Raw genomic sequence first — 25,203 nt, 5'->3', positions numbered from 1 at the left:
CGCCACCGATTAAGGGATGCAGGTGACGCCGCTGGCGTCGATCTGCGGCCGGTCCGGCGTCGCCGTGGTGGTGGCGACGCCACTGGACGGCGCCAGCTTCAGCGCCGGCGTGCCGCCGATGCCTTGCGAGGCACTGGAACCGGGCCCGTGGTAGGCGTTGCCGAGCAGCACCAGCACGTGCCCGGCGTCGATCGTGGAGCTGACGGCGATCGGCAGGTCGCCCAGCGCCGCGGCGACCTTCTCGGCCGCGGCCTTGTCCGCCGCCGAGGACTCGACCAGCGAGGTGGCCCGCTTGACGTTGGCGGTCAGCGTGTCGCCCTGGGTGTAGCCCTGGCCGGTGAGCACGCTCATCACGCGGGCGGCGACGCCGCTGGTGGAGCTGGCGTTGCTCACGTCAACGGTGGTCGACGAGTTGGCGTTCGGCGCCGCGGAGGTCGTGGTGGCGGCCGCCGCCGTGTTGGCGGGCTTGCCGACCTTGCTGAACAGCGCCTTCACCCACGTCTGCACGGCCGTCGGCGACACGAACACGACGTTGTCGCCGTTGTTGAGCCGGCCGTCGACGTCGGTCACGGGCATGGTGTTGAAGGTGATGGCGCCGCCGGTCAGGCCCTGCATCTCGCCGGCGAAGTCCAGCAGCTGCCAGCCCGAGTCGACGACCACCGAGTCCTGCACGGCCTTGACGACGTTGCCCAGCTTGACCGGGTTGGTCAGCACGCCGGTGGTCAGCATCTGGTGGGCCAGCGAGGCCAGGAAGGCCTGCTGCCGGTGCTCGCGGTCCAGTTCGTTGATCAGGCCGTGCCGCTGGCGGACGAACTGGAGCGCGGTCAGGCCCTGCACGGTCTGCGGGCCGGCCTTGAAGTTGGCGCCGGACAGGTCGTCGGAGGTGTCGTGCAGCAGGCACACCGGCACGCCGCCGATGGCGTCGCTGATCTGCGCGAAGCCGAACAGGTTGACCTCGGCGTAGTGGTCGATGGTGACGCCGGTGAGCTCCTGCACGGTGTGCACCGTCTTGGCCCGGCCGCCGTCCATCGCGGCCAGCGTGAGCTGCTGCTGGTCGGTGACGCCGCGCTGCTTGGCGCTCTCCTCGGCCTCCTGGTAGCCGTAGCCGAAGGCCGAGTTGATCTTGTCTTTGCCCTGCTCGCCGTCGACGGCGACGTAGGAGTCGCGCGGGATGGAGAACGCCGACGCGGCGGTGCCGTCGCCCGGCACGTGCACCACGATCAGCGTGTCGGTCTGGATCTCACCGTCGTCGGGGCCGGCGTGCAGCGAGTCCAGCAGGTTCTGCGGCAGCTTGTTGCCGTGCGCGTCGGTGCGGCTGTCCATGCCGACCAGCAGGATGTTCATGTCCTGCCCGGGCGTCTTCGGCTTGGCCGGCGTGTCGATCACGTTGTTCGCGTGCTGCACGCCCGCTTCCGCGTTCGAGATCGTCGACCAGCCGTAGTACGTGGTGCCGAGGACGAGCAGCGACACCGCCGCGACCACGCTCTTGCCGCCGATCAGGGCGACGCGCACGCCTGTGCCCGCCATGCACCAACCACCTCCTGCCGATCCCACGCCCGCACCACCGGAGCTCTTCCGGTCCCCGAATGCAGTTAAGACGCCGTCAGGACCAGGCTGGTTGCAATGGGCCAGGCTACAGTGCGGTCGGCGCGCCACCGACCCGCCGACGACGGCGGTGTGAACTCACTCTCACCCCAGAGGGTACAGAAGTGTGGACGACGGCCGCGGTCGCGAGGTCGGCGATGGCCGTGCCAATGGACTTGAGCAGGGTGATCTCCCCCTCCTCCTGACGCCCGCCGACGACGCCGGAGCACAGGTCGAACAGGGTGCCGCGGATTTTCGGCACCAGCCCGGCGGCCGACGGCTGGGCCAGGTCACCGGATTCGGTTGCCGCCGTTGATGTGTCGAGGAACACTGACGCGGCGGTGACCAAGGCGTCGTCGCCTTCCCTTGTGTACGGCGTGAAACTCCCCGCAAGATGCACGAAGGTGCCGGGTTTGACCCACTCCCCGGGCAGAACCGGCGTGGAACTGGCCACCGTCGCGCACACGACGACGTCCGCGACGGCCAGCGCCGCCTCAAGATCTGTGACGCCCGCCACCATCACGCCGTCGCAGACGAAGCCAGGGGTTTCCGCCAGAACGAGCAGTCGCTCCAGTTCGAACACCGCCTGGTACGCCTGGGCGGCGGCGCGGGCGATGCGGTCCTCGCCGATCACCAGCAGCGTGCGGCTCTCCGGCCGGGCGAGGTAGCTCGCGGCCAGCGCGGAGACGCCGACCATGGATCGCCGGGTCAGCTCCCCACCGTCCAACACGGCCAGCGGATGGCCGGTTCTGCCGTGCGACAACAGGTACGTCGACGTGAAGGACTCGAGGTCGGCCAGCACGTTGCGAGGAAAGACCGTGCTCACCTTGACGCCCAGGTAGTTGCGGGTCCAGGAGGCGCCGATCAGCATCGTGGCGTCGAGTTCGTTGTCCACCCGGTGCCGATGCCGTTGCGGGGCAACGGTGGCCCGCTCGCCGTGGGCGAACGCGGTGCGCAGGGTCGGCACGAGCACGTCGAACGACAGCAGCTCGCCGATCCTTGCCGCGTCAACGGTCAGCACCGCTCGATGCCCCCCGGTTGCGGGCGTCCCTCAGTTCACCTGGTGTGACCGCAGCGGCCCGACCTTCAGGCCCCGATGGTCGCACTCGGCGAGGATGCGCGGCAACGCGCCCAGCGTCGCCGCCCACGAACCCGGCGCGGACGTGCAGTCGGAGTCGTGCAGCAGGACGGTCCCGCCGCCGTGCAGGTCCCGGACCACCGTCTCGTAGACGAAGTCCGGGGTGGCGCGGGTTTCCCAGTCACGGCCCCAGGACGTCCACAGCACGGGCGTCAGGCCGAGCCGCCGGGCGGTCACCGCGGCGGCGGTGCTCAGCACCCCGTACGGGGGTCGGTACCAGCGCGGGGTCACGCCCGTGACCTCGGCGATGTACTCGTGGGCACGGGTGATGTCGTCCCGGGTGGCGCGCGGTCCGCGCAGGACAAGCATCCGATGTTCCCACCCGTGCACGGCGATCTCGTGCCCGGCGGCGACGATCTCCTTGCCGAGCCCCGGGTTCCGCACGAGCTCCTGGCCCAGCAGGAAGAACGTGGCCTGCACCCGCTCACGATCCAACAGGTCAAGGAATCGTGGCGTGGCAACGGGATGCGGCCCGTCGTCGATGGTCAGCGCGACCCGGGTCTGGTCGCCGACGCCGGACAGCCGCGGCGCGAACCGTTGCCGCACCGGCAATGACGCGGTCACCGCCGGCAACGCGTGCACGGCGAGCGCGGCGGCCGCACCGGCGAGGACGGACCGGATCATGCCCCCAACTCCTCGATCGACGCCTCCCGCACCGAATGCCGGTGGGCCATGGCCGCCAGCTCGTCCAGGGTCGCGTCCAGGTCGCAGTCGCCGGTCGACTCGACCAGGACGACGCCCTTCATGCCGCGCTCCATCGCCGCGCCGCAGTGCACCGTCGCGGCCGGGACGACGATGCGTTCCCGGTGCATGGCAACGATTCCCACGTCGATGGCGTCCAACTCGCCGTTGCTGACCATCAGCTTCGGCGACCTTCCGGTGACCGCGGCGATGCCGGTCGCGACCTGTCCGATGGACGCGCGGCCGGTGAAGACGCCGGTCTCGTACGGGGCGCCGTCGGCGGCGTTGACGATGGTCACGCCCGCCTTGGCCAGCGCCCGCACGGTTTGCGGCTGCGTGTGCAGCACCTTCGTGCTGACGGCGGCGGCGCCGTGCGCGGCGGCGAGCTTGTCGATGGTGGCCTGGGACATCGGTTTCGTGCTGTCCACGGCGACCAGCACGTACACCTGACCACCGCGGCGGCTGGCCGGCCCGATCGACTGGAAGCCACCGGCGACCGCCAGGCTCATGCCCACCGTCGCCAGCCACAGGAAGGCCACGACGGACGCGGCGACGAGCGCGAGCCGTCGACGCGGGCGGCGGGCCCGTACCGGCTCGTGTTGCGCCATCTCCGCCTTCAGCACCACGCTCGGGCACGTCGTCGGCAGCGGCGCCTCGGCGGGTTCCCGGACGAGCGCGGCGGCCAGGTCGTCTTGTTCACGGATCCACGGCACCAGGCCGGCCTCGTCGAGCGCGGCGGCGTTGGTGCGGCCGTGACCGGCCAGGCACCGGTAGGTGATCACCGGCAGCCCGGTGGCCAGCGCCTCCAGCGAGCTCAGACCGCCCGCGTTCTGCACGACCACGTCGGCGGCGCGCATCAGCGTTGGCATGTCGTCGATCCAGCCCAGCGCGATACCGTCGCCACTCTCGGTGAGACGGTGCCGCAGCGCCTCGTTCGTGCCGCACAGCACCACCGGGGTCGCCACCCCGGTGCGGGCGATATCCCTTGCCGTGTCGGCGATGTCGCCGACGCCCCAGGAGCCGGCGACCACCAGGGCGAGCCGCCCTTGCGCCGGCAGGCCGAACTTCTCCCTGGCCTGACTGCGTTCCGCGGCGTTCAGGGCCGGCCGGAACGCCGGGCCGACCGCGGGACCGGTCACCGCGATGCGCCGCGCGCCCAGCCGGCGCGCCTGCTCGGCGGCGACCTCGTGCAGCGCGATGTGCAGGTCCACCTTCGGCGCCACCCACAGCCGGTGCACGGACATGTCGGTGAGGTAGGTGACCACCGGCATCGGCGCGCGGCCCTTGCCCTTGAGGCGGCTCAGGGTCTGGCTGGGCAGCGGATGGGTGGAGATCACCAGATCCGCCGGCTCGATCACCCGCCGCAGTCGCGGGCCGGTGACGCCGAACAGCAGGCACACCAGGCGGGCGAACAACTCGGACGTCTGGAGCGCCTTGAGCAGGAAGTCCCAGCTGCCCGGCACGGTCTGCAACTGGCGCAGGTACGCGGCGCCCAGCGCGCGTCCCAGCGAACCCGGCAGCATGTCCAGGTAGTCGTGGATGTCCACAGTGTGACCGTCGGCGGCCAACCGGCGCGCGAGTTCCCGCGCCGCGCCGTCATGGCCGGCGCCGACGCTCGCGGACACGATGACGACCCGGTTCACCGATCTCCAGTCTCGCAAGGGAACCCGCCCGCGGCCGGGCGGGGTGCCTGGAGACTAGCGAAGTCGGGAAGATCGATTGAGCTGGCCTCGGCTACCGGCCGCCGGCTGACGGCTGTCAGCCGGCGGCGGCGTGGCTGTGATCGAGATTGGACCACCACGTGTCGATGTGGCGTCTGAGCACGCCGTTGAACAGGCCGACGGTCCGCTGCACCGCGTGACCCGCCGGCTCGACCGGCACGAGCCAGCCGTCCGCGGCCTCTACCAGCACTTCAGCCGTCTTCCAGAGCGCGCCGCCGAACACGTTCCGCTCGCCCGGGTCGTGCTGAGTCCCCTCGCGGCCGCCGATCACCACGGTGGTCATGATGCGCAGCGCGTTGATGGCGTCCAGGTCGAGCGGCGCCTGGCAGGCCGGCGTCTCCTTGCGGGCCGCCTCCGCGCAGCGCTCCGGCACGTCCAGCCGCGGCGGCTCCAGGTAGCCCAGCGCCAGCTGGTACTCCCGCAGGAACTCCTCGCCGTCCATGAGGACGCTCTGCTCGTGCAGCTCGACGAGCTTGCCGGCGAGGTCCTCGGTCAGCGAGCTCCCTTCGACCAGTTGGAACAAGGGCGGCTCGACCAGCACGAGCGAGGAGACCAGGCCCGGCGCGAGCTGCGCGGCCAGCAGCGCGCCGGCCGCCGAGCAGCCGGCCGCGACCAGATGCGCGGGGCCGCTGCGGTCCAGCACCTCCAGCATCATCCGGGCGTCGGCGGTCCAGCCCGCCGCGGACACCCGGTCGGTGATGGCGTAGCCGGGGCGGTCGGCGATGCCCAGGCACAGGTCGTCGGCCAGCTGGAGCTGGCCCAGCCAGCTGGTCGAGCCGGTCATCGCGATGTCGTGCAGCAGCAGCACCCGGGGTTGGTCCGGTGAGCCCAGCCAGAGCACGGCGCCCGGGTCGTCGGCCAACGAGCCGGGATCGGCATCTGTGGAGCGCACCGTCCACCTCCTTCTCGCGTCGTCGTACCGTTAGATACCGTCGCCGGGGGATACCAGTTCAATCGTCGGTGTGGCTGGCCAGCACGCGGGCGACGCCGGCCCGGTTCGTCACGCCGAGCTTGGCGAAGATGTGGGTCAGATGTGTCTCCACCGTGCGCACGCTGAGCACCAGTTTGTCGGCGATCTGCTGGTTGGTGCTGCCGGCGCAGACCAGTTCGGCGACGTCCAGCTCCCGCGGCGACAGCGTCGCGGCGAGGTTGCCGGTGTGCGGGACGCGGACCCCGAGCCGGCGCTGCTCCCGCACCGCCGTGGCGTGCAGGTCGACCGCCTCGCAGACGTGGAAGATCGTGGCCGCCACTTGAAGTTCGCGTAGCGCCTGCTCGCGCTGGCCGTCGCGGGCCAGGCAGGTGCCGGCGTGCAGGCGGGCCGTCGCCTCCCACAGCGGCATGCCGATGCGTTCCGCCGCGGCCGCCGCGTTCAGCGCCCTTGCGGCGTCCCCCTCGGCGTACGCCTCGGCGAGGTCACGGAAGACGACGTCGACGTCCAGCCGCTCGTCGGCGAGTTGGTCGGCGCAGTCGGCCCATTTCCCGGCCCGCTGCGGGTCGGCCTTGGCCAGCAGGGTGAAGCTGATCAGGCGGGTGTACGGGTCGATCGTCGGCAGCACCTCGACGATCTCCTGGACGGCGGCCGCATGGACGCCCGCGTGCACCTGGGCCAGCAGCAGCTGGTTGCGGGCCAGCGAGCCCAGCCACGGGTGGTCGATGGCCGCGACGGCCCGCCGACCGGCGCGGATCGCCGCCGCGTGCTGGCCGCGCCAACTGCTCAGCTGACACCACACGCCCAGCAGGGCGCCCCGGCCGCCGATCTCCGGGTGCATCGTCTCCAGCGCCTCCTCCGCGGCGGCCAGACCGTCGGCGGTGCGGCCCGCGATGGCGTACGCGAAGGCCTGGCCGTGCAGGAGCTGCGGCATGAAGTAGCGGTGCCCGTTGTCGCGGGCCAGTTGGACGGCCTTGGTGAAGTGGCGCAGCGCGAGCCGGTGGTCGCCGATCAGGACCTCGGCCCAGCACAGCATGTGGATCGCCGGCAGCCAGGCCAACACCTCGCCGTCGTCGCTGGCGTCGACCATGCGGGCGGCCCGGTGCACCGCCGGCGCGGCCTCGAAACGACTACCCGCCACCGTTTTCGCGTACGCCCTCAGCGCCGCGAACGGGACCGCCCAGCGGTTGCGGTCGTCGTCCGGGGCCGCGTCCAGCACCGGCCGGATCGGCTGGAGATCGCCGCGCAGGGCCGCGTCCAGCACCAGCTGCAACCGCAGCGGCGCCGCCGATTTCTGCTGGTCCAGCTCGGTGGTGAGCAGGTGCGTGGCCCAGTCCTGCTCGCCGAGCAGGTGCGCGATCATCGCCGCGAACGCCGCCGCCGCGGCCCTTTCCGTGGCCGGCAGGGACTTCATCACCGACCGGAACGTGTCCAGCGCCGGCCGGAGCTGGCCGCTGACGCCCTGGCAGTACGCCAGCTCCGTGCGGACCCGGATGTTGTCGGCGGCCTCCAGCTGCAATGCCGCCTGGAACCAGGTGGCCGCCGTCTCCGGTTGGTGCGTGGCGACGGCGCGAGCCGCCTCCACAAGCGTGTCGATGGCACTGCGGTCACCGTACGTCGCCGACCGGAGCACGTGTTCCGCCCTCCGCACCGCCGGCGCTCCCACCTGCTTCAGGTACGCCGCCACCCGGGCGTGCGCGCCGTGCCGCCAGCCCGCGGCCGCCGAGTCGTAGGCCACCTGGCGTACCAGCGGGTGGCGGAACCGGAACCGGCCCGAGCCCTCCACCTCGCGCAGGATGTCCCGCGCCACCAGGTCGTCGAAGGCTTGCAGGACAACGTGTTCCGGCACCTCCGCGACGTGCGCGATCAGTGACGGCCCGAAGGTGTCGCCGACCACCGCCGCCGCGCGGGTCACCTCCTGCTCGTGGGCGAGCTCCGCCGCCAGCGTGGAGCGCACCGACTCCGGCAGCCTGCGGGCCAGCGCGTCCAGGTAGAACGGGTTACCGCCGCTCGCCTCGTACAGGCGTTCCCTGGTGTGGCGGCTCATCGCCGTGCCCAGCAGCTGGTGCGCGTCCGCCGCCGACAGCGGGCCCACGTTCACCCGTACGGAGTGGTCCGTCAGGGCCTTCGACAGTCGGAAGGACACCTGGTGCGGGCGGTAGGCCAGAACCAGCAGGACCGGGGCCGGCAGCGGGTGGCGGACCAGGTAGTCGACCAGTTCGATCGTCGACTCGTCGGCCCAGTGCACGTCGTCCAGCAGGATGATCGTCGGCGCCGGGCTCAGCGCCCGCAGCAGCGACCGCATCGCCCGGTACAGGCGGGACCTCACGATGTCCGTGGCCGGTTTCTTCGACAGCACCGGGAAAACCGTGGCCAGCAGCTGCGACTCCGGCTCGCTCAGGCTCATGGCCGCCGCCGCGTCGACCCGGTCCACCAGCGCGTCCACCAGCGGCGCGAACGGAACCTCCCGCTCCGCCTCCGCCGCGCGGCCCCTCAGCACCGGGACCTTCGCCTGCCGCGCCGCGAACTCCGCCAGCAGCCTCGACTTGCCCGTCCCCGGCTCGCCGACCACCTCCACCACCCGGAACGCCGCCCGTGCCCTCGCCGCCGCGTCGTCCAGGGCCGCCAGCTCCGCCGCGCGGCCGACCAGCGCAGCCCGGGGTTCGAGGTGGTCCACGCCAACCTCCGTCCGCGCCGGTGGTCCTCTCAGCCAGTTCAAGAGCCGACGGCAGCCGGCTGGATACCTCCAGCATGAACCATCGGCACCGGTTCCGGCAGCCGTGTCACCCGCAGTGCCACCGGCCCTGGGGTCGCGGTCAGCAGCTGCCGGCTGGTCGCCGGCGACCAGCTCTGTTCGGCAGCAGCGGTCGTGACTACGAGCGACCACCCTGGCATCCCCGCAGTTCACCTGCCCCGGGACGCACTGTGTCCGGGGCGACAACCCGGTACGTCGGCGGGCTCCCGTCCGGAGGCGCTATCGTGTGGCCACGGGCCGTTAGCTCAATTGGTAGAGCTGCGGACTTTTAATCCTCATCCATTCAGTCTCAGCGGTGCTCTGTCGTGACATAAATGTGCTCCGACCTGCTGTTTCGTTCCCGCGACGAGCACTGTCGAATGCTGCCGTATACACCTGCGCTCTGACGTTCCATAGCAATTCCATAGCAAGGAAAGCGCCGCCTACCTGGCCTTTTCGGCAGGACACGCCCCTGCCTACGGACCGTGCGACCGCGCGCCGCACAGTTCTGCCGCGTCGGTCCATGGCGGTGAGCGAGCCGTGAGCGTTCGTACCGGCGAGTCCACTATGGACAGCAGCGTGACGAAGCATGGCGCGCGCTGGGACGGCCAGCGCGGGAGCTGGAAGGTCAGTTGGCTCCGCAGTCGTCTGCTCGACCGCGACCAGGCCGTGACGGCGATGACGATCGCGGAAGTGGTTGCGACAACTGCCGCAACCGCTATGTGCGTCAACAACGGCCCACTGCTGCTTCACCCGGGCAACTGGGCGACAGAACCGGGTTTGCACCGCTCGGAAGTGCTGATTCACGCCGCCGCCGACCTCTCCAAGGACCGGGAGCCGGCATGGTGAACGCAGCCTTCGCGCTGATAACGGAAGCCCGGGCGGTCCACGCGGGACACGGCGACCCCGACAGGTTGGTCAACCTGTTCCACGACTCAACCCTGCTGATCCAGGAGGACCACATAGCCGCTCAGCTCACGAAAAGCGGACGGTCATGGATTCACTCGTGGTCCACACTGGACCACCTTGTGGAGCAATGCGGCCCAACAAAATTCTACACCGCACGCGGCGCCGATCTCGTGAACCACGTTATGCCAACCCTACTGGAAATGTTTCCCGAGCGAATCTTCAACGGACTGTATATCGACGCGGGCACCGCGCACTGGATCGCACTGCCAATACGACGATTGACCGCAATCGCCGGACAAGACGTCACACCTATCCGGCCTCACCACCCAGGAAAGGAGTAGAGACGTCGACCACACCGCGACAATCAGGAACGGGAACCGCCTGAATATATCCACCATCTGACGCCTCCCGCTCCCGGGAGGCCCCCGCGACAAGACCAAACCGAACGGAGGATCCACGTAGCACGCAATTGAGATCGGTGTAGACGACCCTCAATTACATACGCACCTGGGAAACCCGTGATACGACAAACCCGCCCCGTGGACCGGGGCGGGTGACGTACTACCACCGGGGCGGATCGCCACAATCCGCAGTTCCGGGTGCTCCCACGAAGGGAGCCGCACATCCATCCGTGCAGCTCTGAGGGTAGCGCACGCCCTCATGGCCTCTCCAGACCCGTACCCGCCGGTCGTGCCGGCGTTGTCGTGCTCGACGCGCGTACGTCGCCTGGCCGCGACCACGGGCACAGTCACACCGGCTCACCCTGTGAGCCGGTCCTCGGCCTGCCCACCGGCGCGATCCCCAGCGGGCGGGTGCCCGGATGACCCCGCCCGACATTGCCGACGCCGAGGTCGCGTGGTCACTCGCGCCGCTGCTGGCCGCGCGCAAGTCCGTACGGCTGTGGAACCCAGACGGTGGCTTCGACCGTGCACGCGTGCTCGGCCGTCGCCTGCCGACACAGCCCGCCGCGATCCCGATCTTCGACAGGCGCGGCAGGACGTGCCTGCTGGCCCTGGACTTCGATCCGAAGAACTACGGTCAGGACCAGGTCCGCCACGACGCAGATCAAGCAGCCAATTGGATCCAGCAGGCTGGTGGGCGCGTCATCATCGACGAGAGCACCCGCGGCGGCCGCCACGTTCTCGTTCCACTCGCGCACGGCGCCGACCTAGCGGTTCGTCACATCCGGCCAGTGCTAGACGCGCTTGCCCGCCAGCTGCCGACGCTCGACATCACGCCCATGACCAACCCGGACACCGGATGCATCACCGCGCCCGGTTCCCCCTGCCGAGAAGGCGGCTTCCGACGCCTCCTGACACCCCACGACCAGGCCCTCGACGCAGCGACTGCTCGATCGCGGCCCGGCACCCTCGGCAAGCTCGCCCAACTGTTGACCGCCCATCCAGACACCAGCCCGACCGGGCTCCCCGACAGCGGGCCCCCTGACTCCGCGCCCCTCGAGACGGAATATGCTGGCCCCACAGGTATTCCGGGGCCCCTACCTGCGACCACGCTCGCGTTCGCGATCGACGGTGCCCTGCCCCAGCGCCGGAACGTCCGGGGTGCCCAATGGACCCGCCACGAAGCGCGACAGTCCGTCCTCGCGCACGCCGCGGTGCGCGGCATGCGTTTCGACGACGTCCTGTCCAAAGTGGTCAGTGGCGAATGGGCGGGTATGCGCGCGGCGTACGACCGCTACGGCCCACAGTGGGAACGAAGCCTGCGATCCGACTGGCGGAAGGCGTCGAGCTGGGCAAACACCGCAGCGCCGAAATTCCGGGCCTCCGCCCATGAAGCAGTGCACACAGGGGGGAAGGTGGCCCTGCGCACGTGGCTGGCCTGCGCGCGGGAGTGGACCATGAGGTGTCGCGAACTCAACGGACAGACACGATGCACCGCGGTGGCGCTCTTTCAAGCCCTCGCCTACGCGGCCCAACTCACCGGCGGGCCGACGGTGGCACACGGTCGCCGCTGGCTGTCGATCGCTGCGGGCCTGCTGGCTGACGAGACTGTTTCCACCGCGCTGCGCGCCCTGCGGGAAATCCCAGGCTCTCCCCTGCTGCTCGTCGAGCGTGGGACGGGACCTCGAGCCGACAGGTACGCACTGGTGACGCCTCGCATCGGCGAGGACGAGGTATCGGTTACCCCAACTGCTGTGGCTGCGGCGCGGATCGAACCAGTTCACCCGGCATGGACTGTGGTCGGACTTAGCGCCCGGCAGGTGTTCGAGGCCATCGAACGCATGGGACCCAACGCTAGCGTTCGGCCGCTAAACCTGGTCGACGCCACTGGGATGAGCAGGTCTCAAGTCTATGCAGCGATCACGCACCTAGCTCAGCACGATCTGGTCGACCGCGGCCACGGATGGGTCAGGCGTTCCTCCCGCACCCTCAGCGATGTCGCCACTCAGCATGGCACCAACGACCTGCGTGCACGCAGGATCGCGCGGCATCAGGCCGAGCGGAAGCAATGGCATGCCCTGCTTGCACTCTGGGCTGGCGACGAGCAGGTTCCGCAACCGATCACAGTCCTCCGCTTGCCGAACGATCCGTGGTCGCCCGACGAGCGCGAAAGCTACCTAGCGGCGGTCATGACCACAGGTCCCCCGCCGCCCGAACCGCGAGCTGAGCACGGCTCCCTCGATCACGTCGACCTGGTCACGGAACGAGCGATCACCCTGCTGACCGACCTGCTTGGCGCTCGCGCTCTGATGTCGTGAAGCACCCATGGGCGCCCTGCCAGAACATCAACTTCCGCTCGACGTGGACATCGAGAGCGAGCGGCCCACTTGGGCCCTTTCGGGTTGGCAAGATCACCTGGACGGGCCTGCAGCCCATCGGGCGCCATTCGACGGGACGCTGATACCGGCCGCTGCCACCGCGGTGCTGTGCCGCCGGTCCGCGGCCGGCGATCGGCTCGATGCTTGTGTCAGGTCGGCGTTGTGGCTCGCGTCGACCCGGGTGGTGAGGCGGAGGCGCCCACACCACGGCCCATAGAGCAGGGAATATCCACCCCATGCGGTTAGTCGCGCACGACAACAACAGCCCCAAAGCGGTTGACGGCGGGCCAGCTCGGTGGCACCGGGCTAGCCAGCGCCGGCGCGGCGCAGCGGCACCGACCACCATCGACGCACCAGATGCGCGCCGAGCAGGGCCGGGAGCAGCAGCGTGGCGTCGTCCTGGTCCGCTATGGCGGTCCGCAACATCGCTATCCGCGAGATGGTGGCGAGCAACGCCTGAGCGGTCTCAGCTCGCCGGGTCACGCTACGTCACTCGTCCGCATTCTGCGGCACCTCGTCCATGGGGATGAGCCTGTAGACGTTGTTCTGCGCCCAGTGAGTCCGGGCGGCCCAGGCTACGAACCGACGGAACCTGTCGAGATCATCCTCGGTCAGCTTCTTCACCATGTCGCTGATCTTGTGGCCGTTGTCGAAGATGCCGGCGAACAGGTCATTTGCGAACTTCGACACTTCCTTGTAGCTAAACTCAGCCGGGTTATCGGACTTGAGCCTGCCACCGCTGCCTGTCAGCCCCGCATTCGTGCTGTGGTAGGTGATGAGCAACTGCGCCAAGCCGTCGGACAATAGCGGCACGTCGGCGGGTATGTCCGACATGTAGTTTTTGGCACGGAAGAAGCCTTCCCATCGCGACCACTTCACCGTCCATTCGCCCATGATCGCGATCGTGGCAGCGGTGGCGTGTCGGACGCAGCGCCCGTCTCGGTGGCGTCGCAGCGCCATCCAGGTGATGGAAGCGGTGTCGCCGATCGTTGTTCGGGCGCCGTTTACGAGACGTCGGTACCCGGCGGCAGGGTCTGGTTGTTCGGCTGTTGGCGACGGAACCGCTGCCACCCCAGCCACCGCCGAACCCGAGCCCACACGTCCAAACTTCGGAGCTGCCGCAACCAGGCCCAACGGCCTGCGACCGCTTCTTGGTCGGCCTTCCACTGTTCCCACTCCCGCTCGGCTTGATCCATGGTTCCAGCCATGGCGAACCACGCTGCCGTGTACGACTCGTCGAGGCTGCCTGGGGCAAGCGCTGCTGTCTGAAAGATGCCAGCTAAGGAGAGCAGGGACGATGCCGCGAACCTGACTTCTTGGAGCTGACCGATTGTTGTGGTCGCACCGTGGACACCCAACGCGATCTCGGCGTCAGCCAGTTGTTCCTGGAGGCCAGTGACCCTGTTTCGGACGTCGTCCGTCTGCAGGTCCGCCAGCAGATCCGACGGCGGCCGGTTTCTCGGGAGGTAAAACTCGCTGACCAACCGCCGCCCGGCCTTGAGGCAGTCCACGTACGCCTTCTTGGCATCTTCGATGCGTTGGCGGGTCTGCTGGCGCCGGAACTGACGGTCGGCGCCGTGTTGGCCGAGCCAGTAGCCGAGCAGTGCGCCGACGACGAGCTTCACGAGATCCAGGAAGGTGTTCATGGGTGCGCACGGTAGCGAGTGCCACTGGATGCGAAGCCTCGATGCCGAGTGCCCAGCCGCCGGTTCGTCCTACTGGACGAGTAACACCAACCTGCGGCTGGAAGACTTATCAGCGGACCGGCGTCGATCTGGACGCCACCACGCCGGGGGCGGGAGATCATGATCGAAGCTGAGGGGCGTCTCGGTGCCACGGTCGCCTTCGACGGCCAGGTTCTTGAGGACCTGACGCGCATCTTCGACAAGGTCGACACGTGGATGACACGCACTCTCGACGAGCCGACCCGCCCACTGCGTGGAAGCCCGCTGGCCCGCGACGATCAAGACACCGATCCGTTTCAGATCTCCCACGCCGTCCTCGGTGTTCTCAACAGCGCGGTCGACCATCTGCACGCGCTACGCAAATTGATCATCGACGCGAACGTCGTGCACGCACGCGCCCCGTTCACGCTACTGCGAGCCGCGCTGGAGAACGCGTCGATCGCAGTCTGGTTGCTGGCGCCCAGCAGTCGTGATGAGCGCATCCTTCGGCGGCTGAGACTGCAATGGGCGGATGTGTGCGACGGGATGAACGCCGCCGAGCTGGCAGGCACGCCGCAGCGCATGACGCGGCAGGAGCGCCGGACTCAACTTGAGGATGTCGCTCGTGCCCGGGGATTCACGCCGGCGCGGGTCGCGCAGGTAGCCGCTGGCAAGGTGGCCTTCACGACGATCGTCGGCACGGCTGCCGCTGAAGCTGCCAGCCACCAGCGCGACGCAACGCTGCTCGTGTGGAAGTTGTGCAGCGGGATCACCCACGCCCGAACGTGGGCGGCCTTGGGGTTGCTGCGCCACACAGAGATCAGCAGGACAGCGGAGAACGTCCTGAACCTGCGGCTGAGCGCGCCAGACTCTGCGGTCCTCGTAATGACGCAAGCCGCCGCGTTGATGATCCACGACGGATGGACCCTGTTCGATCAGCGCAGCACGCCATTGTTCGGGTAGTGCAGCAACTAGTAGCCCGCGCCTCAGCCGACCGGTCTGGTCAGTACCCCTCGACGTCACCGATGCTCGCCGGGGCATCGCCCCACGGCTGCCCCGCCGTCCGGCGCAGCTCGACCGCGGCCCACGTCAGGTGTAGCCGATGGCCCGCCACGCGCCCCGGCGGGCTGACCGGCCCGGCGTGGTGGCGTGTGCTAGCAATCTGGACGCGCAGCAAGCTAGCAAGCTGAACGGCTAGCAGATCAGCTAGCGGATCTGCTAGCACCTCTACGTCGGACGCCAAGGCGGGTGATCGTGGACAAGATGTCCTGGTTGGTCGACGATCACTCCGTGGTCGCGGTCGGCCATGGCAGGTGCGAAGATACAGGCGTGGAGTGCCGGCGCCTGTACGTTGGCAGCGAAGCCCTGGCCGAAACCTCTGCGGTCCGGCCAGCGCGATGATGCGTGGGGGCAGGTCAGCGCTGTGGGCTGCCGAGGTCGGCCAAGTCGCGCAGCGGAGCGGGGTCGTCATCGGATACGAACCGGAAGCTTTGCGCCGGCTGAAACTTCGCGGTGTCTCGCAACACCGCTAGCGGCCACGGATCGGTCAACCGGTGCGGGGCGCCGACCCGCACCGCTGTCGCTAGTTCGGTACCGGTGAGGTACTCGTCAAACTCGTGGCGGTGAAGTCCGAGATTCCTGCGGTAGCGCCGCCAGATGCGGGTGGGCGTGTCGGTATCGCGACCAATGAGGACCGAAGTGCCCACGACGGCCATCACGGGGGAGCTGGCGTAAAGGACGAGGCGCGTGCCGTCCGGGGCTGAGAGCCTGGTGCGCCGAAGTTCGACGGTCTTGGAGCCGGGTCGGAGTGCAAGCTTCTCCGCTGCGGAAGCATGTGGAGGAGTTCGGCGGCGTCACCATGAGTACCTGGGAGCGGATCGCCCAGGGTGTAGATGCCGGTGCCGGTGCCGCGTGGAGCGCTGAACGCCCAGACCGCTGGGCTGAGCGCGGCCAGCAGCGGGCCGACGTAGGCGTCGAAGAGGAAGACGCCCTCGAACAGGGCGCGGGAGCTAGCGAATACCAGCTGACCGGCAGCATTCGCCGCATGAATCTACTTCCTGCTCGACTCCAGCCCTCGCACCCGCCCAGACCTCATGGGTTTCGTGCTGTTCGAGCCAGAGTTCATCGACGAGGCGATCACGCTTGGCCGACAACACGCCCAGAACCTCCTGCCGTTGAAATGGATTTGGAAACTCGGGGAGCTGCCTGAGTAGGAGGCGAAATATGCAAGGACCGAGGGTGGGGCCTTAGTTAGAGCTCCTAACAGAATGGATATTGGAATAAGTTGATCAAGGAGGTTGTTGATCGGTGTGTGAGGAAGGGCAGCAGCCTCCGTGGATCGTGTCCGACGAGTTGTGGGCGCGGATCGAGCCGCTCCTGCCGGTCGTCCCGCGACGCACTGACCATCCAGGTCGCAAGCGTCTGGATGACCGCGAGGCCGGAGTAGTCGGAAACGGTATGGACGAGTGATCACCACGAACGACACGACGCTGACCGCGTTGGACGGCGACACCAGCCGCATGCTGGTCTCGTGCTGCCACAGCCGACGGCGTAACGCCGCGAGGTGCCGGGTGCGATGGTCACGCATACGGCCGGCGCGCCCCCGCAGCGCCGGCCGTCTCCACGACCTGCCCCGGCGTCGCGTGTAGTCGTGGCACAGTGGATTGGCTGCCAGGGAGGTGTCCGTGACCGACCTCGACCCCGCGGAGCTTCGCGACGCCGTGCGTACCTTCACCGCGCTGGCCCAGCGCCGGCGCAGCTCCGGCCTCAACGTCGAGCAGTTGATCACCCACCAGCGCCTTCGGGCCCAACTGTGCGCCGCGACCGGGCAGACCGATCCGGAGCAGGCGTGCGCACAGCTTCGCCAGCAGCTCGACATCCCGCAGACCGCGCCGGGGCAGTCTGACGACAGCGACGCGGTGGCGAAGCCGGCGTCGGAACCGACCGAGCCGCGGCTGTGCACGGTGTGCGACAAGCCCCTCGGCAAGCGCGTCACCATCCACAAGGGATGCAGGTCGCAGGCCTGCTCGAGCTGCGGAAATCAGTTCCCCCGCAGCAAGTTGAGCAACCAGAAGTGCCTGTCGTGTCGGAAGCGCATCGGACGCGAGGTCCGGCAGCAGCGCCGGTCGCAGGCCCTGCAGCTGGCCGGGCTGCAGCTCGCGCCTGCCCCGCCACCCCCGCCGGACGGCCAGGACGGTCCCGTGCGGCATGATCCCGAGCGCAGCCGGAATCCCTACGTCCAGCGCTACGAGTGCCCATTGTGCGGCGCCCGGACCCGGCTGCACCGGGTACGGGGAACGCTGTACTCACACCAGATCCCCGGCAAGGTCGAGGTGTGTCTGCTGTCGAACGAGCAGATCACCGAACCGATGAGCGAGTCGGAAGCCGCGCTGCCGCCCTGCTCGTGTCAATCCTGCGTCGCCGCAGCGGGACAATCCGCCAGGACGGCGTCGAAGCCGGTGAAGGAGCCCACGCTACGAGTGCGGCCCCTGACCTACTCGGCCTCGGAGAGTGTGCGGACGGTCTCGGGCGGGCTTCCCAGCCACGGCCGCCGATACTGACCCGGCCCCCTGTCATCGTGTGGTCGCGACCGTCCCAGACGCCGTGCCCCCAACCGGCGCCGTCAACGCCTCCGCGGCAGAGGCCGATACTGGCGGGATGTTGCCTCCCGAGTCCCCCGACGCGGCACTGTTCCGCAACCGCGCCCAGGTCTACGCCCGCTGCGCGTTCGCATTGCAGCGTGACCCGGACATGGCCGGCGCGGAGTCGTTGTTCGACGCCGCGCTGAGCAACGGCCTGGCCGTCATCGTCGGATCGAGCTGGCGCGGCGAGGAGTTCGGGTCGAAGACCGGCAAGGACGGCAAGCTGAAGGTGAAGTTCAGCCGGCAGCTTCTGGACACCCTCGCGAGCAAGGCCCGCTCCCACGCGGTGACGCCGGCCGAGACTGAGCTGACGGTGCCGCAGGTGCGGGTGGACAACATCGACGCTGTGTGGGACGCCACCGGCGCGAACGCCACTGCGGTGACCCTCACGGTCACTCGCTTCCTGGACGTCCCCAGGGAACAGCACCAAAAGCACCGCTCGGACGGGGAGCCGCTCTCCGCGTTCGGGCCGTTCCCGCCATCCCACGACATCGTGCGTGTCGATGTGGCGGCGCTACCGGAGGGGATCAACATCGCGAACGGAATCCGGCACGGCAACGACGCCGCCGACGAACTCGAGCAGCGCCACCTTGACGCGCTGTTCGCACTGGACGCCCACCCTGGTCTCGATGGGCTGTATGACGAGCGGATCGACGCGACGGAGCGCGACGACATCGACGCTGACGACCTGCGCGTGGACATCGCGAACGACTATCTCCGGTTGCTCACCGAGGACGAGATCGCGCGCCGGGTCGACGCAGCGGACTGGCTCGCCCCTGATCCGTTCGAGGACGACGGGCTTCAGGACTGCCCGCTGTGCGGCAACTGCGCGCTGATCCCCGACGGCGGCAGCGACTCCTTTGGGATGGGCATCCGCGCGGGAATCTGTTTCGTGTGCAGCTATCGGCGCAGCCGTGAGCAGGCGGAGCAGGAGGCGATGAGCATGCGTCTGGATCAGCTGCCTGACTGATCGCACACCGAGGCCTTATCCGAGGGTTCCGTCGGCTATCTGACGCAAGGTGCCTGTGCACACCGACGCCCGGCATGCGACGACCGCGCACCCGAACACGTCAACGGGGCCGTCCCTGACGAGGAGGACAGCCCCGTTGACGTCACCCGCGATCTACGCCGCGTCGCGGCGCTTAGTGCCCGCACCGCGTAGATCACCACCGCCGCGGCCGCGACCACCGCCCTCGCGATCACCATCTCCGGGACGTCGCTGAGACCAGTCAGCATCGTCTGCCTCACCACCACCGCCGCCGCGATCTCGCCCACCACATCACGGTCCTGTGCCGCGACCGCCTGCGCCAGATCGCAACTCTGCGCCGCGAGGGCCTGCGCGTACCGGGCGGCCAGCGCCCCAGTGCGCGACTGCTCGCCGGAACCGGCCGCGACCGGCCCGACCGTGTGCACTACGGGCGCGGCACCGTCGCCGTCCCCGGTCACCGCCTCGGCCGCCGTGCTCGCCGGTACCGTCTCGATCGCGGCCGTGAACTGCTCCAGCCACCGCGCCATCGGCAACGACACCACAGGGTCCGCCGAGTCCGCCGCAGCCGCCTGCCCAGGCACGGCCGGCGTCATCTTCCCGCGGTCCTGCGGGCATTCAGCCTCGCCCACACCGCCACCAACCGCGCGGTCAGCTCCTCGTCCAGCCCGCACGCCCGCGCGAGCACCCGCACCTGCGCGACCTTGCGCGGCAACACGCTGCGCTCGAGGTCCAGGATCGAGCTGACCTGCGACAGGTTCAGCTTGTCCGGGCCCGTGCTCGGCGCCCGGGCGGCCAGCTGCCGCCAGCTCATCCCGGACCGATCGACCAGCAAGTTTGAGCAGCTGGCAGAACTCCCGCGCCGAATCTGCCACCAAAACTGTTCCGCCTCAGTGGGCTCGGACGATCGGTCACGGCGTACGTAGCACCTGTCGGGTGACCGATGGTAACGGGTGGTTGTACCGGCCCGATGTGGTTGACGGCGTGTCGCGGGCTGCGCGAGGGCACCAACGTCGGGCCGGCGAACACGCTGACGGCCAGTCTGCCCGGTTCGCGGTCAGCCGGTCGGATAGCGGTGCTTTGGGGGTGCGAAGTTGGACGAGATAGCTACCAATGCGGAGTCTACGGACACCGAGGGCCGCCCTGCCGCGACACGGACCCAGCACGCCATTCGGTTGTTGGCGCTGCTCGGTGGGTGCGGTGTGCAGACGGTGGACGGCGATCCCCCGGGAACGGTCAAGGCCGTGCGGAGCGAGCTGCGGCTCCAGGCGATGGACTTCTGGCTGAGGAACCCGGACTACCTCGCCGACGAGCTGGTGTCGATGGTGGAGGCGGGCGCGGCCGACTCGAGCCATCTGGCCACGGCACGGTCGCTCTTGGACGACCCCGAGCCGGACCTGCGCTGGTACCCGATGCCGCGGTGGTTCTTCGGCGCGTACGAGCCGCTCGACGACGCGTTCTCCCTCCTAGAAACCTACGGGCTCGCCGCCCTGCGCCGCACCGGACAGCCGGGCAAGAAGAGCCAGCGCAACCAGTTCTTCCTGACCGAGGCCGGTGCCGTCGCGGTCGCTGAGCTAGCGAAAGATCCAACGCTGGGGTGGTACGCGGAGCAGGTGAAACTGGTCGCGTTGGTCGCTGGAGACGACGGCGGACAGGCGTTGAAGGACCGGCAGTACCAGCAGGCCACGTACGCGGGAACCGAGCTGGGGGTGGACATCGCTCCGATCGCGCCACGGGTGCGCGAACGGCTCGACGCACTGAACGCCGCGATATCGGTGTCGACTGTAGACGGCGGGGAGGGGAATCGGCCGTGAGTGTTCTGGGCAACGAGGTTGTTGGCATCCTGGCCAAGCGGCGGAAGGGCGGTCCACTCGTCCTCTCCGTCGAGGAGGTCGACGAGATCCTTCGCGGCCTCGGTGTTCCGCTGCTGGGTACCAAGGCGGTTCCGGTGCCGCTGCGAGCGACCCGAATCCACTTCAAGGGAACCAAATGGCTCGACCCCAGGCGCGCTGAAGCTCAAGGGTGCCCGCTGGTCGATGCAGCCGACCTCCCCGTGTGGGTTCGGTTGGCCGAGGACAACAGGACCCCACTCATGGGGTCGGCGAGCGCTGGTGCAGCGCCGGAGACCGATCAGCCGGCAGGAACGAAGGCGCGCGTCCCGTTCCAGTTCGAGTGGTCACCGCAGCCCGGTGTCAACGGGATCGGTTCGGGACGGAACCTGCGCGGCAAGTCGACCCTCCTGAACGTTCTCATGTGGTCGCTGACCGGTCGGTGTCCGCAGTTCCAGAACGACGTCCGCGGCTGGATCGAGCATGTCGAGGTTGGCTGGCAGGTGGGCGCCGAGCAACTGCGGGTCGAGTTCGACGCGGTGAACGGGGTGGCCACAGGGCGGGTCGTCAGCGTCACCGAGGTCGCCTCGGTCGCCAGAACCACGGTTCTCGGGCAGTTCGACGGCGCGGACTTCGAGGGCGTCATGGGCTCGCTGATGATGACTCGGCTGCGGTTGGAGAACATCCCCGTGTGGGCTGACACTGCGGCGCGGGTGCACGCGTGGCCTGCGTACTCCAGCTCGTTCGTCGTCCGGGCGAATCAGCTCGATCCGATCGTCGGCAACGAGCAGACCATCGGCGTTCGGATGATGCAGATGTTCATCGGCACGGACTGGGCACCGGTGCAGGCTGCCGCGATGACGGCGCGACGCGGTATGGAGACGGCGCGGGCCGCCGCGAAGGACAAGGCCCAGGCGGCGGGTGAGGCGATCGAGGCGAGCAGGAAGGCAGCGGCGAAGGCCGTCCAAGACGTCCAGACGAAGATCGCAGATCTGCCCACCGAGACGCCGGACATGCGGGTGATGCTGGAGGCCGCGAACCACGCTTCCGACCTCTCGCGCGAGGTGCATCGGCTCGAGGGGAGGCTGATCGCGCAGCAGTCCCTGGCCGAGACGACGCGTCAGCAGCTCAAGGCGGTGAAGGCCCGCGCGCACACGCGGTACGAGGACGCGCTCGCGGCCAGGTTCTTCCACCACATGCGCCCGTCGGTGTGCCCGCGTTGTGCCGCGCAGGTCACGCCGGAGCGACAGGCGGCGGAACCGGACAAGCACGAGTGCTCGGTCTGCGCCAGCGACCTGAACCTCGAAGCGCTCCAATCCGACGTCATCGTGGCCGCGTCCGTGCCCCACGAGATCGCGGCCGGCCTGATCGCCGAGACGTCCAGGGATGACAGTGAGGACGACGGCGCCGGAGAAGAGCCCCGGGACGAGATCGAAGCGGCCCAGGCTGCGGTGACCGCCGCCGAGACTGCGGTGGCGGGGCTGACCACTGAGATCGCGGAGTTGACCAGGCAGCGGGACGCAGCCGCTGCGCGCGCCGAAGCTGGGGGCGAGCTGCTCGCCGCCGCCAGTGACCGCCGTACGCTCGAACTCGACCTGGCACGCGCCGAGGGCGCGCTGGCAGCGCTCACCCAGTCGAGTAACCCGAGGGCAGTCGACCCAGTGGACTCAGTGGAGCTCGCCGTCGTGGACGCGGCCGAACAGGTGCTGAAGAAATGGGTGAAGAAAGACCAGGGCCCGATGCTGGTCCAGATCTCCGCCGATATCGAACGCCTGACCCGGAGCTTCGGCGCCGACAACCTCAGCGGCTTCACGCTCAACGGCGCCGCGAACATGGCGCTCCTGGAGAACGGCGTTGATCAGAGCTACTCCGGCCTGACCGACGGTGAGAAGCTGCGGGTGAAGATCGCGACCGCCATCGCCCTCATCCGGCACGGCTACGTCGAGGGGATCGGTCGTCACCCGGGTTTCCTCGTCCTGGACTCGCCGTCCGCCGAGGAGATGCCGCTGGAAGACTTCGACATCATGGTCAAGGCCCTGCAGGACGTCGCAGCGGAGGCCAAGATGCAGATCTTCGTCGCCACCCGCAACGCTGCGCCGCTCGTCGAGCATCTCCCGAAGGCCAACCGGGTTGTCGCGGAGGGCAACTCCTACGTCTGGTGAGAAGCTGCACGGTGAGTGCCAACGAGAGGAGCGCCATGGGCAGCCGTGCGACTGCCGAGCTGGAAGGAGACCTCGAGGCTCTCCTTTCGGCAGGCGCGGGACAGCCGCCCGCTGAAGGTGCCTTCGTCTCCCTCGGCGGCTGGGAGCGACTGGCCCAGGACGCCGCAGGCCTCGCCGACAGCCCGGTGCTTCCCCCGCTGGTTCACTTGGTCGCCCAGGAGGCCGCCAACGCCGGTGGCCGGACCGACAGCTACCCGGAAGCCATGCGCCGCGTGTCGGCCGCGGTCACCTCCACCACGAGTCCGGCCATCCTCATCGACAGCCTGGAAGCCCTGATCACCAGCGGACCCGCGCTGAACCAGGTGGGCGCAGGTCTGGCCAAGGCCCTGGAGAACGCTGTCCAGCAATACCTCGACTTGGCGGACCCGGACAGCCGCGCCGCGCTGCGGACGGCAGCCGCGCTGGAGGCCCGCACCCGGCTTGCCCTGTGTGGGATCGGATCGCCGTTCGCTTTGCTGGCTCTTCTGGAGCGCTTTGACGCGCCGCTGCCCAAGCCGCTCGGCACCGCGGTCGTGCGCGCCATCGGCGTCGCTGTCGACCACTGGCCGCACGCCGCGAGCCTCGCCGGCGTCGTACGCCTCGTAGCTGGGATCGACGCCCCGGTTGGACGGCCGCGTCCGGGCGCCGATCCCGACGACGTCGCCTCCGACGCCGCGTGGGTGCTGGCCGGGATCGAACTGGTCAGCGCACTGCGCGCCGCAGACCTCCCACTGATGCTGCGCAACCTCCAAGCCTCCGCAAGGTACTTGCAGGTCGCCTGGGACACCTACGAACGCGAGGACGCCAGCATCCTCCTGACAGTGGTCGAAGTGCTGTGTGCGCTTCTGGACGAGCCCTCGCCGAAGCCGGGTGTGGAAGCCCTGTCGACTTCTCGGCTCGAACCACACGCGTTGGCCGACCTAGCTGAACGGGTTCGCCGGATCAACGTGACGTCGATGGGCTTGAACCACTGGTACGGAGACCCGAAGCGAGCAGCGCTGCTGGCGTGGAATCGACTCGCCGACGACCTGGGCAGGCTCCGGGAGGAGTTCAAGCGGGACAGTTTCTACAAAGCCGAAGTCGTAGTCGACGACCTGCTCCAGATCTACCTGGGTTCACGCTCCACCGCGGTGGTCTCCCACGAGGAAGACATCGACGGCCTGCTCAGGCTCGTGCGGCCGGTCATAGAATCGGGATTCGCCAGGACCGCTGGCCTGCTGAGCAACCTCGAGGACCACACCCGCGCCCTGGAGCAGGAAGCCGCAACCGCTGTGGGCGACCGCGAACACGAGGTGACCGAGAAGCTCACCGTCGCGCAGACGGTCCTTCGCGCGGCGAAGTCACAGGCACTGGCCGGCGCAGGCCCGGGAAAAGACGTTAGCGGCACGGCGATCACGTCGCTGCCGCGTCCACTCGACCAGCTCATCCCAGCAGGATCCTTCGCGGCAGTCGAGCTCGCCGGGATGTCGCCCAAAGCCCTCGCCGAACTGGCCAGCGCGGTCAACGACGCCACGATCGGCAGGCACAGCCTCAACCTGGCCGAGGCGACGGTGCACTCCGCGATCCAGTCCTGTTTGGACAGTAGCCCTGACTATGTCGGCGAGCCGAAGGACGCCGTGAACGACGTCCTTCGCCTGATCATCCAATTCGCCAGCTCCCGGATCAACGGCCAATCAGACCTGTACCCGTACTTGTTCGACCCCACGGCCGTCGAGCGCCATATCCACAGGGATCTCCACGACTTCCTGAAGTCCGGTAGCCACGGCGCGATCACGGACTACGAGGTCCAGCACGTTGGCGGCGGGCGGATCGACCTGAGACTCAGGTTCAGCGGATTCAGCATCTGCATCGAGATGAAGGTCGACTCGACGAAGAAGCCCTTGACTGACAAGCAGGCGTACCTCAAGCAGGCGGCCACGTATCAGGCCACCGACATCCGCATCGGATTCCTGGTAGCGCTGCGCCACAAGGCATTCGACCCCACAGGGCCACCACCACACCTGAGCAAGCTCATCGTCCACACCGTGTTCGACGTGCCCGGCGACCCAGTCCCGAGGCACATCGTCACCGTGGCCGTTCCCGGCAGCCGGACCAAGCCGTCGGACATGAAGTAGGTCGTGCTCGTTCTCAGGCGTCGGGCCGGTGGTGGCCGGCCACGTTGCCTACGGCATTGGTTGCATCAGCCGCATGGCTTCAGGCTCAGCCTCCGCCACGGCGCCAGCGCCGCGGCTCGCAGCCCGCCCACGGTGTCGAAGTCGCACGCTGATAGAGCAACCGGCGCGCTCAGCCAGCTTCGTGCCCCTCAAGCTCGCGCGATCCCGGATCGTGACCCGTCACCTGGCGTGCGCTGCTCACCACGTTTCCCACCACGCGGCGGCCGGCCCGGGCGGGAACACCTCCCCCTGAAAA

The 25,203-nt window shown here is 68.9% G+C and carries 21 protein-coding genes and 1 pseudogene; 10 read left to right on the top strand and 12 right to left on the bottom strand.

What is annotated here, in order from left to right:
• Positions 1-9: 9 nt before the first annotated feature.
• The 6 genes from BCF44_RS01300 to BCF44_RS01275 all read right to left on the bottom strand — a co-directional run bounded on the left by BCF44_RS01300 (position 10) and on the right by BCF44_RS01275 (position 8,729).
• Positions 10-1,527 carry an LCP family protein gene (locus tag BCF44_RS01300; protein WP_116172209.1) on the bottom strand — a complete coding sequence of 506 codons (1,518 nt, stop codon included), beginning with the start codon at positions 1,525-1,527 and terminating at the stop codon, positions 10-12.
• Between the two features lie 106 nt (positions 1,528-1,633).
• Entirely contained in the window at positions 1,634-2,605 is a 972-nt protein-coding gene (locus tag BCF44_RS01295) for an ornithine cyclodeaminase family protein (protein ID WP_116172208.1), read from the bottom strand.
• 30 nt (positions 2,606-2,635) lie between these two features.
• A complete protein-coding gene (locus BCF44_RS01290) occupies positions 2,636-3,346 on the bottom strand; it encodes a polysaccharide deacetylase family protein (protein ID WP_116172207.1) in 711 nt (236 codons plus the stop codon).
• The gene (locus BCF44_RS01285; RefSeq protein WP_170217291.1) at positions 3,343-5,046 is read right to left on the bottom strand and encodes an MGDG synthase family glycosyltransferase; all 1,704 of its coding nucleotides are present in this window, start codon (positions 5,044-5,046) and stop codon (positions 3,343-3,345) included. Before BCF44_RS01285 ends, BCF44_RS01290 begins: the two co-directional genes overlap by 4 nt.
• A 115-nt stretch (positions 5,047-5,161) precedes the next feature.
• On the bottom strand, positions 5,162-6,016 hold the full coding sequence (locus tag BCF44_RS01280) for an alpha/beta fold hydrolase (RefSeq protein WP_116172205.1): 855 nt from the start codon (positions 6,014-6,016) through the stop codon (positions 5,162-5,164).
• Between the two features lie 58 nt (positions 6,017-6,074).
• Positions 6,075-8,729, bottom strand: coding sequence for an ATP-binding protein (locus BCF44_RS01275; RefSeq protein ID WP_170217290.1), 2,655 nt, complete (start codon positions 8,727-8,729; stop codon positions 6,075-6,077).
• A 624-nt stretch (positions 8,730-9,353) separates the two neighbouring features.
• Between BCF44_RS01275 and BCF44_RS01270 the strand changes: the two genes are divergently transcribed.
• From BCF44_RS01270 to BCF44_RS01265, 3 genes are all read left to right on the top strand, one after another.
• Positions 9,354-9,635 carry a hypothetical protein gene (locus BCF44_RS01270; protein WP_116172203.1) on the top strand — a complete coding sequence of 94 codons (282 nt, stop codon included), beginning with the start codon at positions 9,354-9,356 and terminating at the stop codon, positions 9,633-9,635.
• The gene (locus BCF44_RS54650; protein ID WP_147328359.1) at positions 9,629-10,036 is read left to right on the top strand and encodes a hypothetical protein; all 408 of its coding nucleotides are present in this window, start codon (positions 9,629-9,631) and stop codon (positions 10,034-10,036) included. Before BCF44_RS01270 ends, BCF44_RS54650 begins: the two co-directional genes overlap by 7 nt.
• Before the next feature lie 479 nt (positions 10,037-10,515).
• A complete protein-coding gene (locus tag BCF44_RS01265) occupies positions 10,516-12,414 on the top strand; it encodes a hypothetical protein (RefSeq protein ID WP_147328358.1) in 1,899 nt (632 codons plus the stop codon).
• 366 nt (positions 12,415-12,780) lie between these two features.
• On the opposite strand, the gene BCF44_RS55220 is transcribed toward BCF44_RS01265, so the two are convergent.
• Genes BCF44_RS55220 through BCF44_RS01255 form a run of 3 tightly spaced genes read right to left on the bottom strand, consistent with a single transcriptional unit; the run spans position 12,781 to position 14,120 of the window.
• Complete coding sequence (locus tag BCF44_RS55220; RefSeq protein WP_170217289.1) at positions 12,781-12,957, bottom strand: hypothetical protein; 177 nt, start codon at positions 12,955-12,957, stop codon at positions 12,781-12,783.
• Between the two features lie 6 nt (positions 12,958-12,963).
• Positions 12,964-13,434, bottom strand: coding sequence for a hypothetical protein (locus BCF44_RS01260; protein WP_116172201.1), 471 nt, complete (start codon positions 13,432-13,434; stop codon positions 12,964-12,966).
• A 44-nt stretch (positions 13,435-13,478) separates the two neighbouring features.
• The gene (locus tag BCF44_RS01255; RefSeq protein ID WP_116172200.1) at positions 13,479-14,120 is read right to left on the bottom strand and encodes a hypothetical protein; all 642 of its coding nucleotides are present in this window, start codon (positions 14,118-14,120) and stop codon (positions 13,479-13,481) included.
• 159 nt (positions 14,121-14,279) lie between these two features.
• On the opposite strand from BCF44_RS01255, the gene BCF44_RS01250 reads away from it, so the two are divergent.
• A complete protein-coding gene (locus tag BCF44_RS01250) occupies positions 14,280-15,101 on the top strand; it encodes a hypothetical protein (RefSeq protein ID WP_116172199.1) in 822 nt (273 codons plus the stop codon).
• 452 nt (positions 15,102-15,553) lie between these two features.
• On the opposite strand, the gene BCF44_RS01240 is transcribed toward BCF44_RS01250, so the two are convergent.
• Complete coding sequence (locus tag BCF44_RS01240; RefSeq protein ID WP_211352840.1) at positions 15,554-15,853, bottom strand: hypothetical protein; 300 nt, start codon at positions 15,851-15,853, stop codon at positions 15,554-15,556.
• 625 nt (positions 15,854-16,478) lie between these two features.
• Here BCF44_RS01240 and BCF44_RS59110 point away from each other — a divergent pair.
• From BCF44_RS59110 to BCF44_RS01225, 3 genes and pseudogenes are all read left to right on the top strand, one after another.
• A pseudogene (locus BCF44_RS59110) lies at positions 16,479-16,577 on the top strand (IS5/IS1182 family transposase); the annotation flags it as partial.
• A gap of 245 nt (positions 16,578-16,822) precedes the next feature.
• Entirely contained in the window at positions 16,823-17,698 is an 876-nt protein-coding gene (locus BCF44_RS01230; RefSeq protein ID WP_147328357.1) for a hypothetical protein, read from the top strand.
• A gap of 19 nt (positions 17,699-17,717) precedes the next feature.
• Entirely contained in the window at positions 17,718-18,749 is a 1,032-nt protein-coding gene (locus BCF44_RS01225) for a hypothetical protein (protein WP_147328356.1), read from the top strand.
• Between the two features lie 35 nt (positions 18,750-18,784).
• Here BCF44_RS01225 and BCF44_RS01220 read toward each other — a convergent pair whose 3' ends face one another.
• Both BCF44_RS01220 and BCF44_RS01215 read right to left on the bottom strand, forming a co-directional pair.
• On the bottom strand, positions 18,785-19,294 hold the full coding sequence (locus BCF44_RS01220) for a hypothetical protein (protein WP_147328355.1): 510 nt from the start codon (positions 19,292-19,294) through the stop codon (positions 18,785-18,787).
• A 62-nt stretch (positions 19,295-19,356) separates the two neighbouring features.
• The gene (locus BCF44_RS01215; protein WP_116172194.1) at positions 19,357-19,578 is read right to left on the bottom strand and encodes a hypothetical protein; all 222 of its coding nucleotides are present in this window, start codon (positions 19,576-19,578) and stop codon (positions 19,357-19,359) included.
• 457 nt (positions 19,579-20,035) lie between these two features.
• On the opposite strand from BCF44_RS01215, the gene BCF44_RS01210 reads away from it, so the two are divergent.
• From BCF44_RS01210 to BCF44_RS01200, 3 genes are read left to right on the top strand one after another with little or no spacing between them, the layout of a single operon-like run.
• Positions 20,036-20,578: a hypothetical protein gene (locus BCF44_RS01210; protein ID WP_211352839.1), complete on the top strand. Its 543-nt coding sequence runs from the start codon at positions 20,036-20,038 to the stop codon at positions 20,576-20,578.
• On the top strand, positions 20,575-22,755 hold the full coding sequence (locus tag BCF44_RS01205) for an ATP-binding protein (protein ID WP_170217288.1): 2,181 nt from the start codon (positions 20,575-20,577) through the stop codon (positions 22,753-22,755). Before BCF44_RS01210 ends, BCF44_RS01205 begins: the two co-directional genes overlap by 4 nt.
• 11 nt (positions 22,756-22,766) lie before the next feature.
• Positions 22,767-24,908 carry a hypothetical protein gene (locus BCF44_RS01200; RefSeq protein ID WP_170217287.1) on the top strand — a complete coding sequence of 714 codons (2,142 nt, stop codon included), beginning with the start codon at positions 22,767-22,769 and terminating at the stop codon, positions 24,906-24,908.
• Positions 24,909-25,203: the final 295 nt, after the last annotated feature.

The organism is Kutzneria buriramensis, assembly GCF_003387475.1.
In the GTDB taxonomy this organism is placed as follows: domain Bacteria; phylum Actinomycetota; class Actinomycetes; order Mycobacteriales; family Pseudonocardiaceae; genus Kutzneria; species Kutzneria buriramensis.
Note: the sequence above shows the minus strand (reverse complement) of the source record. Positions and strands in the feature narration are given on the sequence as shown.